This is a genomic window from Pyrobaculum organotrophum (genome assembly GCF_055384425.1).
Window position 1 is genome coordinate 104,673 of record NZ_AP042430.1, and the last position, 12,369, is coordinate 117,041.

18 protein-coding genes are annotated in these 12,369 nt (G+C 46.0%); 12 read left to right on the forward strand and 6 right to left on the reverse strand.

What is annotated here, in order from left to right; genetic code table 11:
* Positions 1-310: 310 nt before the first annotated feature.
* Positions 311-688 (forward strand): adenosylmethionine decarboxylase, encoded by a 378-nt coding sequence (gene speD / locus ACZ49R_RS00670; RefSeq protein ID WP_464733294.1) that lies wholly within the window; start codon positions 311-313, stop codon positions 686-688.
* Between the two features lie 28 nt (positions 689-716).
* Positions 717-1,325: a 6-phospho-3-hexuloisomerase gene (gene hxlB / locus ACZ49R_RS00675; protein ID WP_464733295.1), complete on the forward strand. Its 609-nt coding sequence runs from the start codon at positions 717-719 to the stop codon at positions 1,323-1,325.
* 266 nt (positions 1,326-1,591) lie between these two features.
* On the opposite strand, the gene ACZ49R_RS00680 is transcribed toward hxlB, so the two are convergent.
* Positions 1,592-1,807 carry a ribbon-helix-helix domain-containing protein gene (locus ACZ49R_RS00680; RefSeq protein ID WP_464733296.1) on the reverse strand — a complete coding sequence of 72 codons (216 nt, stop codon included), beginning with the start codon at positions 1,805-1,807 and terminating at the stop codon, positions 1,592-1,594.
* A gap of 49 nt (positions 1,808-1,856) precedes the next feature.
* On the opposite strand from ACZ49R_RS00680, the gene ACZ49R_RS00685 reads away from it, so the two are divergent.
* Together ACZ49R_RS00685 and ACZ49R_RS00690 are read left to right on the forward strand one after the other, a co-directional pair.
* Positions 1,857-2,564: a M14 family metallopeptidase gene (locus ACZ49R_RS00685; protein WP_464733297.1), complete on the forward strand. Its 708-nt coding sequence runs from the start codon at positions 1,857-1,859 to the stop codon at positions 2,562-2,564.
* Entirely contained in the window at positions 2,564-3,136 is a 573-nt protein-coding gene (locus ACZ49R_RS00690; RefSeq protein WP_011763305.1) for a UbiX family flavin prenyltransferase, read from the forward strand. Before ACZ49R_RS00685 ends, ACZ49R_RS00690 begins: the two co-directional genes overlap by 1 nt.
* A gap of 4 nt (positions 3,137-3,140) precedes the next feature.
* Here the strand turns inward: ACZ49R_RS00690 and ACZ49R_RS00695 are convergent, their stop codons facing one another.
* Both ACZ49R_RS00695 and ACZ49R_RS00700 read right to left on the reverse strand, forming a co-directional pair.
* Positions 3,141-3,305, reverse strand: a complete 165-nt coding sequence (locus ACZ49R_RS00695) for a hypothetical protein (protein WP_464733298.1) — start codon at positions 3,303-3,305, stop codon at positions 3,141-3,143.
* A gap of 47 nt (positions 3,306-3,352) precedes the next feature.
* On the reverse strand, positions 3,353-4,192 hold the full coding sequence (locus ACZ49R_RS00700; RefSeq protein ID WP_464733299.1) for a LysO family transporter: 840 nt from the start codon (positions 4,190-4,192) through the stop codon (positions 3,353-3,355).
* 185 nt (positions 4,193-4,377) lie between these two features.
* Between ACZ49R_RS00700 and ACZ49R_RS00705 the strand changes: the two genes are divergently transcribed.
* On the forward strand, positions 4,378-4,524 hold the full coding sequence (locus ACZ49R_RS00705; protein ID WP_464733300.1) for a hypothetical protein: 147 nt from the start codon (positions 4,378-4,380) through the stop codon (positions 4,522-4,524).
* A gap of 3 nt (positions 4,525-4,527) precedes the next feature.
* On the opposite strand, the gene ACZ49R_RS00710 is transcribed toward ACZ49R_RS00705, so the two are convergent.
* Positions 4,528-5,196, reverse strand: coding sequence for a phosphorylase family protein (locus ACZ49R_RS00710; RefSeq protein ID WP_464733301.1), 669 nt, complete (start codon positions 5,194-5,196; stop codon positions 4,528-4,530).
* 62 nt (positions 5,197-5,258) lie between these two features.
* Here ACZ49R_RS00710 and ACZ49R_RS00715 point away from each other — a divergent pair, with 62 nt between their 5' ends.
* Positions 5,259-6,212, forward strand: a complete 954-nt coding sequence (locus ACZ49R_RS00715) for a M42 family metallopeptidase (RefSeq protein ID WP_464733302.1) — start codon at positions 5,259-5,261, stop codon at positions 6,210-6,212.
* Here the strand turns inward: ACZ49R_RS00715 and ACZ49R_RS00720 are convergent.
* A complete protein-coding gene (locus ACZ49R_RS00720) occupies positions 6,204-6,887 on the reverse strand; it encodes an acyltransferase (protein ID WP_464733303.1) in 684 nt (227 codons plus the stop codon). The genes ACZ49R_RS00715 and ACZ49R_RS00720 overlap by 9 nt on opposite strands.
* Before the next feature lie 48 nt (positions 6,888-6,935).
* Between ACZ49R_RS00720 and ACZ49R_RS00725 the strand changes: the two genes are divergently transcribed.
* Together ACZ49R_RS00725 and ACZ49R_RS00730 are read left to right on the forward strand one after the other, a co-directional pair.
* A complete protein-coding gene (locus tag ACZ49R_RS00725) occupies positions 6,936-7,271 on the forward strand; it encodes a hypothetical protein (protein WP_464733304.1) in 336 nt (111 codons plus the stop codon).
* A gap of 30 nt (positions 7,272-7,301) precedes the next feature.
* Positions 7,302-8,531 (forward strand): coiled-coil domain-containing protein, encoded by a 1,230-nt coding sequence (locus tag ACZ49R_RS00730; protein WP_464733305.1) that lies wholly within the window; start codon positions 7,302-7,304, stop codon positions 8,529-8,531.
* Here ACZ49R_RS00730 and ACZ49R_RS00735 read toward each other — a convergent pair.
* A complete protein-coding gene (locus ACZ49R_RS00735; protein ID WP_464733306.1) occupies positions 8,528-8,824 on the reverse strand; it encodes a hypothetical protein in 297 nt (98 codons plus the stop codon). The two genes, ACZ49R_RS00730 and ACZ49R_RS00735, sit on opposite strands and share 4 nt — an antisense overlap.
* 90 nt (positions 8,825-8,914) lie before the next feature.
* Between ACZ49R_RS00735 and ACZ49R_RS00740 the strand changes: the two genes are divergently transcribed.
* From ACZ49R_RS00740 to ACZ49R_RS00755, 4 genes are all read left to right on the forward strand, one after another.
* Positions 8,915-10,411, forward strand: coding sequence for a hypothetical protein (locus tag ACZ49R_RS00740; RefSeq protein ID WP_464733307.1), 1,497 nt, complete (start codon positions 8,915-8,917; stop codon positions 10,409-10,411).
* Between the two features lie 148 nt (positions 10,412-10,559).
* The gene (locus tag ACZ49R_RS00745; RefSeq protein WP_011763294.1) at positions 10,560-11,690 is read left to right on the forward strand and encodes a DUF1512 domain-containing protein; all 1,131 of its coding nucleotides are present in this window, start codon (positions 10,560-10,562) and stop codon (positions 11,688-11,690) included.
* A 35-nt stretch (positions 11,691-11,725) separates the two neighbouring features.
* Positions 11,726-12,043 (forward strand): hypothetical protein, encoded by a 318-nt coding sequence (locus ACZ49R_RS00750; RefSeq protein WP_464733308.1) that lies wholly within the window; start codon positions 11,726-11,728, stop codon positions 12,041-12,043.
* Between the two features lie 52 nt (positions 12,044-12,095).
* Complete coding sequence (locus ACZ49R_RS00755) at positions 12,096-12,326, forward strand: ribbon-helix-helix domain-containing protein (protein ID WP_011763292.1); 231 nt, start codon at positions 12,096-12,098, stop codon at positions 12,324-12,326.
* Positions 12,327-12,369 lie beyond the last annotated feature (43 nt).

The following is a 12,369-nucleotide window of genomic DNA, read 5'->3' on the forward strand; positions in this document are numbered from 1 at the left end:
TTGAACATATGCTTTTCTCACCTTCGCCATATGTCTGAATATTTAAAAATAGCAGATTTCGGGGGTCTATGCCGATTTTGTATAGAGAAGAGGAAGAATGGGAGGAAGAAGAGGAGCTGTGGGAGGAATTTGAAGAAGAGTGGGAGGAAGAAGAAGAGTGGTAAAATTTTTCAAAAGTCCTCGGTTTTGACTCTCTAATTTTTTAAACGAGCTTTTAGATATTTTACAAGTATGGTGTCTGCAAGAACAAATCTGTAGTATAAGGGTTTTTGGGGGTTAACTTTTTAAATTGCGAATTTGCGCAGAAAACATGGCGGGGGGCGTGGGGGCTAGGGTAGTAGTGGGGAGACACATCTACGGCAATCTCTATGGATGCGACCCCCAGATATTGAGAGATGAGTCTGCCCTCATTACTATCGTCAAGGAGGCAACCAAGATAGCTAACGCCATGCTTCTATCGGTAGGTTCATATAGATTTGGGCCTAACGGAGGTCTTACAGTCTTTGCAATAGTTGCAGAGAGTCACATTTCTATTCATACGTGGCCTGAGTACGGTTTTGCTACTGTAGATGTTTATACCTGCGGCGATCATACAGATCCTAAAGCAGCATTTGACTATATAGTATCAAAGCTGAAACCGCAGAAAGTCGAGGCGTTTTTCGGAGATAGATCGATGTATAAAGAGTAAATTTTTAAATTGACGTTTTTATAATACCATGGTAACATACTTTAAACAGGCATACCTAGAAATTGCAAATTTTATATTAAATGCACTAGATAAAATAAAACTTGATGAAGTCGAGACTTTTGTAAAGACTATAGAAGAGATGTATAGACAAAATAAGAAGATTCTTGTCTTAGGCGTTGGGAGAAGCGGGTTGGTAGGGCGCGCTTTTGCAATGAGACTTAGACATCTAGGGGCTAGGTCCTACGTCGTCGGAGAGACTATCACGCCGTCGGTAGAAGAGGGCGATCTCTTAGTTGCCATATCTGGAAGCGGCACGACACAAGTCGTTGTCACAGCCGCAGAAGCTGCCAAGAAAATGAAGGCAAAGGTCGCCGCCATTACTTCTTATTACGACTCGCCGCTTGCCAGAGTTGCAGATCTCGTGCTCTTCGTCCCAGGTAGGACTAAATTAGCTGCCATGGACGACTATTTCGCCCGCCAGATTCTCGGAATACATGAGCCTCTCTCACCACTTGGCACACTTTTTGAAGACACAGCAATGGTGGTTCTCGACGCAGTTATTGCAGAACTTATGAAAAGGATAGGCAAGAATGAAAGCGATATGGCAAAGCTACATGCCAACGTAGAAATACCGTAGACTCGGCTTTATGACTAGTACCTCCAAGGCTCCTATTTCCCGCAAGGGGCGCTGGAGGGTCTGCGGAGTAAAGCTCTGCCTCAGCCCCACGCTGTGAGCAAGCAGGGGGAGGTCCCCATCTAACGTTGCCCCTCTTATATAGTTTGTTGAATGAAGGACAAGATAAGTGTCGGCCGTATTAAATAAATCAGCTTTGTCACCACCGCTCATAAGTCGCTACACACCTGCCTTCATCAACAAGTCCCATAGGCGCTATGCTTAAATTCTTATCTGCCTCTCAGAGTGGGGAAGCTATCTTCTTTCTCATTTAAAACTTCTTGATACTTAGGCTCCTTTATTAGCTCTTCTAACGCTTGTTTTACAAGATGTGAACGGTTTTTGAAAACGCCACGTTCTATCAGTCTATCTACTCTCATCAAAAGCTCCGTGGGAAGTCTCACTGTTATGCGTACCAAGGGGACTTTACTCTTTCTACGCCCCATTACTAATGTCATGTTACGAGTTTTTAAACTATAGAGATCTTGGCGCTTGATGTATTTCCTCCGCCCTGACAAAGCCTTGATGTCAAATACGACATGTGTAAAATACGTCAGATATCTGCTTTCACAATACCTAGGGGGCGGCCCGCTCATATTTGGGAAAGGAGACGAGCCTATATTGGCGCTGTCAGGCTTCTACCCAGAAGATTCGCCTGCGGTAAATTTCCTCACCCTTATGTTATACATGTGGAAAAAAGGCATGTTAGATCTTCCGCCTATCGCCGCCGTGCCTATTGTCAATGAAAGAGCTATCCGCGGATCTCCATACGGCATTGATATATATTTTGACTTTCTTGAACTTAAGAGCCCCGAGGCCAGAGAGATTACAGCTTTCTATCACAAGGCGAGGCCGAAGGTTGTTGCAGTGTTTTTAGGCGGTGAGGAGTTTGAGGCTGCCGTTACTACAGACGTGGCAGCCCAGACTTTGGCGCTTAGAAAAATTACGCCATCTCCACACACGCCTGAGGGCGCCGCGGCTTTGAAATATAGTCACGGCATTGTTTTTAAAATACCGCCCTCGCCGAGGGAATTTAGCCCCCTTTTGAGACATGTGGCGCAGATTCTAAAGATGGCGACATCTCTACCCCCCATTGAGAGACGAGTTGTTAAAGTTGAGAAAAAGGATATCTATATACTCCACGGAGGTAGGGCAGAAGACGACGGCGTTATTATAGACAACGACGTGTATATATACATCTAATGCGGGTTTTTGTAGGAATTACAGGCGCCTCTGGCGTAATATACGGGGTGAAAGTGTTAGAGCTATTGAGGAAAGCCGGCGTGGAAATCCACTTATCTATATCTAAGACTGCAGAAAAAATACTGAAGTTAGAAACAGAGTACGACACGGCATATGTGACTTCTCTCGCCGATTATGTATGGGATGAAAACGACCTAACAGCGCCACCTGCCTCAGGTAGTTTTGGCATAGACGCCGTAGCGATAGTGCCCTGTTCCACAAAGACACTAGCCGCAATTGCAAACGGCGTGACACTTAATTTAATTACAAGAGCCGCCGAGGTGGGGCTTAAGGAGAGGAAGAGGGTGGTGTTAGTCATTAGAGAAAGCCCCCTCTCTCTAATCCACATAAAAAACATGGAGCTTGCGACTATGGCTGGCGCAGTAGTTATGCCGGCGTCTCCAGGTTTTTACACAAGGCCGAAGGATCTAGATGAGTTAGTAACAACTTTTGCAGGCCGCGTGTTAGATGTCCTTGGGATAAAACACGAGTTCACGCCGAGGTGGAGAAGACACGAGAAAAGTTTGAAATAGGGCACTAGGAGGCTCCCTTGCTACCGACAACAGCCTTTAGAAGTCTGGCGATATGAGGAGCTTGTTTTTCAAGAACCTTAATGGCGTAGTAGACGTCGTCATCTGGTCTTATGCCGTAGCGCAGTAAAGACACTGCAGAAACCCCTAGCAGATCCCGCACTCTCAACATTGTTTTTTTGAATTCCTGCTTTTAATTAACTATCGGTATACCCCCCTCTATCTACAACAACTATAGATTTGATGTACTATAGGGACAAGTGTTGGGACTATAAATGTTAAAATTACACCATTTGTAAAAGCATAGAGTGAAAAAGAGGGGCCGTATAGCGCTATGTAAAGAGGAAGGGTATTATCCATAGTCGTCGCGCCGCCGATAGCCAATATACTCACCTTCCCAAATCTTCTAGCTAATATAGGCCCGAGGAGAAATGTAAATTGTTCACGGAGGAAATTCGTCAAGAGGCCGTATGCCCCTCCGGTTTTATCGCCAGCGTTAGCAAGATACGGCCCTGTGAAGCTGTACCAACCCATGCCAAAAGCCACAGCCGGTGTTATATTTAGAGTCGTAGCGAACAAGAAACCTACTATACCTGCGCCGAGAAGCGCCGCCGCTGGCGCAAGAAGCACAGCCTTTTCTAATCTAATACCTACGTTAGCCATGTCCACCCCAGCGGTAAATAGAAGAACTAGAAGAAGAGGATCTATCGCCAAGACGTAGGGAATTTTTATGAATATGCCTGTTATAAAACCTGCCGCCAGCGCTATAGAAACGTATGCCGAAATAGGGGGCATACCAACGGGGCCAACGCGGCTTGGTGCGTCAAAAAAAGAGCCGAGGAGACCTGTTACCAAGACCAAGGCAAGCGCGTAGAGAATAGAAACAGCGAGGAAAACCCCTACGCTTTCAAGCACCTTGTCTGCGGTATTGGCGGCGACGACAAACACAAGCAGTACGACAAGCGCTGTAAAAATTAACGCCGGCGGTCTCCTCCTTAGAATCTTCCCCGCTATATAGCCGATAACAATAGGCAACATGTATTTAGCAACTTCTATCATGCGTCACAGCCTCTTCAGTGTCTTTTAAAACGTTATATAAAATCGTGAGACATCTGAGAGAGGGTTCACTAAAACTTTTAATCAACAGGAAAAAACGGTTTTTAAAAATAGGCAGAAATATTTATAGCGAGATTTCTGAAATAGAATTAAGTATCTTACTTACTGTACATAAAGTAAGATGTAATATGTGTAATATCTATTTGACAATTAGAAACTTGGGCTATATACGATTTGGAAAAACTGTTGAATTAGCATTGTGTGATAAATGTTTAAGAGACTACATAGAGTATACCAAGGAAGTTATGAAAAAGGCCGTCGCTTCTGATAGATGATGACTATGTTATAGTCTCTATAACACGGCGGAAAACCTCTATGAACCTCCCGCGGAGGTCTATAACCTCGTGTCGACCTACGATGTTTGATATGACTAAGACACAGCCGACTTTAAACCCGCGAAGCCAGCCCAGTGCCATAGCTGTCGCGCACTCCATCTCAACTGCCAAAGCGCCACGTCTCCGCCAAAATTCCACAAATTGGGGATCTTCTGCATAAAAAGCGTCGCTAGATACTACATAACCAATAGGCGCGTTGAGCGCCTGCGCTAATTTTACTGTGAGATACGGATCTGCGGAAAGAGGAGGGCTATAGCCAGGGAAGTACGCGTTTAAAAGCCCGCCCACAGGCGCCGCCGCCGCTGCTGCTATTAACACATCGCCAATTTTTAGATCGCCAAAAGAGCCCGCAGTCCCTATTCTTACGAAGACCTCCATACCCAACATCTTAAGTTCCTCTAGTGCAATAGCTACAGAGGGCCCCCCAATGCCATGTGCCACTATAGACACAGCCCTCCCCCTGACGTTGCCAGTATATACCAAATATCTATTTTCATTAACAAGCCGCGACTCCTCTATTAGAGAAGCAAATAGCTTAGCTCTAGCTGGATCGCCCACCCCTATTACGACAGGCGCTACCTCTCCCGGCTTAGCCCATATGTGGTATGGCACGTCGTTGTATACATCGGAATATATAACGAAAATGTATTATATCTAAGTTTTTCGAAAACTACATGGATTTAGAAACTCTAACAAAGGCATTTGGCGTTTCGGGATTTGAAGAAGACATCCGCCAGAAGATACTCTCTGCAGTCTCTAACGCAGAGGTCGACGACTTCGGCAACGTCATAGCTATGGATAAGTCTAAAGTCGCCTTTGTAGCACATATGGATGAGGTAGGTCTCTTAGTGACTTCCATAGAGGAAGACGGGAGGATGAAGTTTAGAAAAGTAGGCGGGATAGACGACAGAATCCTCCCCGGATCTTCAGTTGTGTTATATGGAGATGGGTTTAGAGTAGAGGGAGTCATCGGCATAGCCCCGCCACATTTCCAACAGCAACAACAGACTCAAATCTCTTGGCAAGACCTATATATAGACATAGGAGCTACCAGCAGAGCAGAAGTAGAGTCCATGGGTATAGGCCCTATGACACCCGCCGCGTTTTCAAAGAGATATGTGGAGATGGGCAAATATATCTCAGCTACGGCGTTAGACGATAGAGCGGGGTGTTGGACACTTGTGGAGTCATATAGGAGGGGCGCCCAAGCGACGTATGTATGGAGCGTCCAGGAGGAGCTGGGGCTCCTCGGCGCCCGCGCTCTTTCAAAAAAACTAGAGGGTAAATACGTCATTGTGGTAGATACGACGGCTTGTTGCCATCCCAATTTTACGGGCTCTGCAAAACCGGGGCAAGGCCCCGTGTTGAGGATATTTGATAACTACGGCGCCTACAACAATAAGCTGGCGAAAAGGATTTTAGAAATCGCAAAGAAACGCGGCATACCTATTCAAATAGGCGGGGGAGGCGGAGGCACAGACGCCGCGGCGTTTTTTGTCTCAGGCATACCCGCCGTATCTATAGGCATATTAAGCAAGTATTCCCACTCGCCAGTTGAGATGGTGCACAAAGACGACCTTAGATACACTGTTGAGCTCCTTAACGCAATTTCAGAAGAGCTACGCTGACTCTTCGTAAATAGCTTTTTTCCTCAGATATTCTTCAGCCTTTCCAATAACTCTGGCGGGGACCCCCGCCACTACTACGCCTGGAGGCACATCTCTAGTTACAACAGCGCCGGCAGCTACCACAGCCCCCTCTCCGATCTCAATCCCAGCTAACAACGTGGCATTTGCCCCAATTACAGCCCCCCTCCTAATTACGACGGGGGCTAGTCTTTTACTAGGCGGATACTTATCGTTTGTAATCACGGTGTTAGGACCTATGAAGACCCCCTCCTCAATAACAGTCCCATTTGGAATATAGACCATGGACTGTATCCATGCCCCATCTCCAATTTTAACCCCCCTCTCTACTACAGACAGTGTGCCGATTCTCACATTTTTCCCAATTTTCGTATCTTCTCTCACCAACACGTTGTGGCCAAATTCAACTCCGTCTCCAATCTCGACGCCTTCGTAGATAACAACTCCAGTCCTTACTACAACAGCCTCGCCCAACACCGCCCCCTTGCTGACGTCATCTGGTGTAGAAAAGCCCTGTAGTATCTTTTGACGTATTGGATAGCCGATAACCGCTGTATCTATAAAACTACCCCTCCCAACTATACTGGGGCCATATATGTATGCATCAGGCGAGACATATTTAGCATAGATCTTTGCCTTTGGTGAGATAAAGCCCATAGGCCGCCAATATGCGTTACTTATAAATTTCTACACAAGGGAGACGGCATGGCTGACGAACTCGGCGTGCCGGATTATATAGTTGAAGTCCTCGCAGAGTTAAGGCAGTTGAGACAAGACGTCGTAAACCTACGGAGAGAGATAGCGGAGCTCTCCAAAAAGCCAGCTGAGCCGCAGCCCCGTGTCACAGATATAGACGTCGTGATATCCGCCCTTAGAGAAGCTGTAGAGAAGTTAAACGCCGCCGCCGCTGCTATGATAGAAAACGCAAGCTTGATAAGAGCTGCAGTAGCTGAAGATAGGTTGAAAAGAGACGAAACTTGTATGGCTGTGTTAGAGAAGTTAATAGCTCTACAAGAGACTCTTAACAAAGTTTTAAAGTAAACAAATATATACTCTTGTCAACTTACTATTGTGTTTAGGCGTGAAGACGCCAGTAGAAAAATAGACGAGATATTGTCTAAAATATCCACAGACGTCTCTACTCTATCTTCTCGTATAGACGAGATGCGAAACGCGGTAATTGCCGAAGTCAAAACCAACTCTCTAGATCTAAAAAAATCTGTAGAAGGCTTGGCGTCGCTTCTAAGCAGAATTTCAAAAGACTTGGCCGAGGGGACGTCTCAACTCAATAGAGTGATTAGCCAACTCGACGTCTCTGCCAATAGGCTATCAGAGCTCTCTACAGTTGCCGAACGTCTCTCTGCGTCGGCAAAAGCTGTAACAGACGCCACAAACCAATTCATATCTGTGGCCGAGAGGCTAGATGCCGTAGCTGGAAAAGTAGAGAGTCTCGCAGAGCAATTAAATGCGATAAAGAACTTAAGCGAGCAGATAAGATCTGTCGCTTCGGCTATGTTAGAGTTGATGAGAGACTTCGGCGCCAAGATGCAAGAGTATGAGACAAAGATTAGACAACTTGCTTACAAAGAGGCAGAACTCAAAACAAGAGAAGAAGCGCTTAAGAAAAGAGAGGGCGAACTCGCGCTAATGTTAGAAAATATAAAGAAGATAGTAGAGCTTGCAGATCCCACAAAGGCGGCTCTTGAAGAAACTAAAAAAATGCTCGCGTTGTTATCTGCAAGAGGTCAAGAACTGGCGCAGAAGGAGGAGGAGTTACGCAAGTTAAGAGAGGAGCTCCTCCGTAAGGAGTTTGAACTTAAAAAAACAGAGCAAGAGCTGGCAGTAAGACAGAGACAGTTGGCAGAGCAAGAGGAAAGGACTAAAGCTCTTATTGCACAAGCTGGAGAGGTAGAGAAAAAACTCGCAGAGCTCTCCCAGAAGGAGAGAGAACTCGCCGAGGTACAGGCGGCGTTAGAAAAGAAGAGACAAGAGCTTGAGGAGCTAGCTGCCAAATACAAGATGCTTGAAAACGCCGTGGCTAAAAAAGAGGAAGAGTTAAAAAAGCTGGAAGAGGCTGTGAGAGCAAAAGAAATAGAGCTTTTAGACAACTTAGGCAGATTTGCCAAGAAGTTAATCGAAGAGGAACAGAGGCTAAACGAGTGGGAGCGCCGCCTCCTAGAGCAGGAACGCGAAACACTAGCATTCTACAGAAGTCTCCTATTGAGAGAGGCTATGCTTACACAACTAAAGGCACAGCTAGAGGAGTGTAAAAGCCGGCTGGGGGGACAGGGCAAGTCCTAGGGCACAAAGGGGAACAACGCCTTTAGAAAACCATAGGCCAAAACTCCAGCCGACATAATAAATGCTATGATCAAAAGTATCTGCAACATCCTATACTCTGCCCTCTCCCTCTCTTCAGAAGCTATGTCTAATGCCGCAGAGACGTCTTTTAGAGCAAGTCTAAAAAACACAATGGCTATGATTAAAAAAACAATATCTAGCGCGGCGGCTACGGTTTTCTCAGCCCCCATCAATAGGAGGCCTAACGTAAGCACGCCGATTAAATAGAGAATTGCATAAAGAGACCACTTCACACGGCAGACACTACGTCTATATTTAAGAGTTGTGCTAGAGACGTATTAGTTTTGTACATTGCCTATATATCCACAGGGCGGCGTAGTTACATGTTGGGTTTTTTATTCATCTTGATAAATATGACGGCGATAGCTGTGCCAATTACATCTATCCCATTTATCTACACTACGTCGCTTGGCGGCTGTGCCAACTTCTCGGCATATCTAGACCCCCTCACGCCCTGGGGGATAGCGTCTGTATACGTCATATCTAACAACGGCGTTCTTACACAACCGACTCTAGACCACTACCCAACGCCGAAGTACTTAAGGGGGAGGATCTGCGGCGACTTTGTGACAATTAAAGTAGACAGATGGAGGAGCCTAGCCCCCCTCGTCCCCATATCTATAAAAGGGGAGGACTCCGCCTATTTATACCAAGGCGTGCCCTATGTGATAAATGGCACGGCAGTTATAAAAATAAAATCTTTCACGCCCCCCCTCGTTGAGGGGAGGTATGTATACAAAGTAGGCTCGACATCAGCATTTGGAGTATACATCGAGAAGTACATCGTCTACGACACGGCACAGATACTAGCCTACGGAATAGCCAATATTACATACATCAGTCTTTCCGACGACAAGCCAGATTACTATGTGGAAATACCAACGAGAGGCGTTAAGATAGAGGGCGTAAAGCCCTGGGCCCCAGATTTTCAGCTTTACTTCGCGCCTAACCAAACTACAGTAGTCGGCAGACCCCGCCTCGTAGTTGAACAGATAAAAATACCTGTGTTGGGCGAATGCAGAGGAGTAGCCACGGTAGTAAATCCGTTGGAGAGACCGCTTAGAGTCTATGTAAAACTTGAGACTGGAGAGGAATACGCCCTCTCTTTCTATTACCTGCCCGATAATATAACTACGTGGAGACTTCGCGAAGTAGTAGCAAGAACAATAGATGGACAAAACCTGCCCGTCTACCTAGTAACAACAGACGACGGAGCGTCAGTTGGGCTATGTGTTATAGAGGGGGTGTCGTATTTTGTCTACGTAAAGACAAATAGTACAATATACCGATACCCCGCCGAGGTTAAAAACGGCGTTGTAGAAGCCTTCACCGATCTAGTAAAGCCGAGAGTCATAGCGCCCGGCTTTAACGCCACAGTAGAGCCAGACGTGGTAAAAACAGGCTCAAACGTCACAGTTAGGCTATATTACAACGGCACTTTTGTAGCAGAGTTTATAAAAAAGGCGTCTCCTATAATAGTGATAAACGTCTCTTCGCTATTTCACAAGATAAAAGTAGTAGATGCGCTCGGCTCCCCCTTGACCACATTTACAATATACGTCGGGAGTCTCAAGTTCTATGGACACAACGGCGTGGCGGAGATAATACCCGTAGAGGAGAGAGCGGCAGTAGAGATAAACGGCGTTAGATATCTAGCCCAGATACAGCCTGAGATAAAAGTGCCGACACTTACGCAAGAGAGCTTTCTAAAAATAGCCGCCGCTGCTACGACAGTGGGAGTAGCCACGGCGTTTGCCCTAAGGAGAAAAGAGCCTCGGGCTACAAGAGAGAAAATAGAACGCGATGTAGTAGAAGTTTAGCTTTTAACTCCACAGGCATAATACCGACGTGATGAGGGGATGTATTTGCGATTAGTGAGCAAGTCCTCGATCGCTGACTCTGCAAGCGCATTGCCCACGGTAGCCGAGCCGGGGCGAACTTTTTTAAGTCTAAAAGGACTGTACTGTGATGTATATCCAAGCCACGGGATACGACCCAATGTGGTATATACTATCTATGTTGATATGGTTTGCGTTAATTTTCATGTTGCAAGACCTCCAGATGTGGAGATATCTAAGTCAAGTAAGTGGCTTTTTATCATACCTAGGCCAACTCCTCAACACAGCGTCTGCAAACGTGCTCGCAGCTCTTGAAAAATCCAAAAAAAGAGAGGTTCAGAGACAAGACCTTGAGAAAACTCTTAGAAAGATGGTAGATTTTGCAGTTATTGAACCTACGTCGCTAGACCCCAGCGGAATTGTTCCAAAGTATAAACACATTTTGTCTACATATGTAGAGACTTACGAACAGGAGATACGCCGGTTGGTAGAAGACGGCGTCACAGTCAAAAACATGGCCACAGCAGTAGAGGCCCTTAGATATATGAACTTCATATACAAAGTAGTAGACCATTATTATAAAACCGCCAAGAAGTACAAGGCCTTCTACTTAGTTATCCAACTAACGATGTTACTTCCACTACTTAAAGAACTTACAGATACAGTAAACGAGGCAGTCAACTCTTTTATTAAGGGTATGCCCATCGGCGATAGCGCAGGCCCCCTAGTGGCATATAACGTACTTAGCCGGTGTCAACCACGTAGATATCACCATGTGGTAAAAGACACAGTTATCGCCGAGTGTGAATACGAGGGGCGGAGGCTTTATATAATTAAGGCCGAGGGGCCGGGTAGCACTGTGGGGAGGTTAGACGAGGCGGTTGAATATGTATTTGAAAAACTCAAGGCTGCGCCTAAATATATAATAACTGTAGACGCCGCCCTTAGACTAGAGGGTGAGAAAACTGGGGAGGTAGCTGAGGGCATAGGCGTGGCCATGGGCGGAGTGGGGGTGGAGAAATTTAACATCGAGACCTACGCCACAAAATACGGAGTGCCCCTCTACGCATTTCTCATAAAGATGCGCCAGTCTGAGGCGTTAACTATAATGACTAGCGATATTTACAACGCGGTTCAATACACTACAAAACGTGTGCTAGACTTTATAGTTACACAGACGCAGATAGGCGACTCTGTGTTATTAATAGGCGTGGGCAACACAGTCGGCGTAGGCCAACCGCCTGAGCTTGTGGCAGCTTGATAGTTATCTATTTAAAAACGTGGCTTAGATAAGCTGTGAGGTTAAAAGCGCCATTCCTCAGAATGATCCTACGGAATAGTTACATGGAGTTGGAAATGAAAGACGTGGTGATTTTTGCAGAAGCTGGGAAGAAGGGGCTCTACGCAGAGATATATATGGACGACATTGGCTATATATATGAAAAAGGCAGGTGGCAATCATACGACGGCGAGGGTAAACCCAAGGCTATAACACCCCAAGAGGCGGAGAAGTTGAGAAAACTGGCGAAACAACTCTCGACATTGCCTAAATACTATGTGCTCGACTTATTGGTCAAGGCGCTTTCTTCAATAAAGGCCGAGGCCGAGATATGACGGCCATAATACCTGGAGAAGACCTTTATTAACGCAGGTATTTACAATATCCATGCCGAGGAGCAAGAGCCAAGATAAGATGTCGCTCATATCTGTACACGTGCCCAAGAAGATGTTGGAAGAACTCGACGAGTTAGTGAGACGGGGCATATTCCCCAATAGAAGCGAGGCTATAAGAGCCGCCCTCCGCGACTTGTTATACAAAGAGGTTTTTAAAGCAAGGGCGCCTAGAGAGGAGGAGAAAGAAGAAGAGCTTCAGATACCTTTTATAAAAGGCAGATAGCCACACCCCCCTCCCAATTCTAAATATTAATACACAGCTTTTA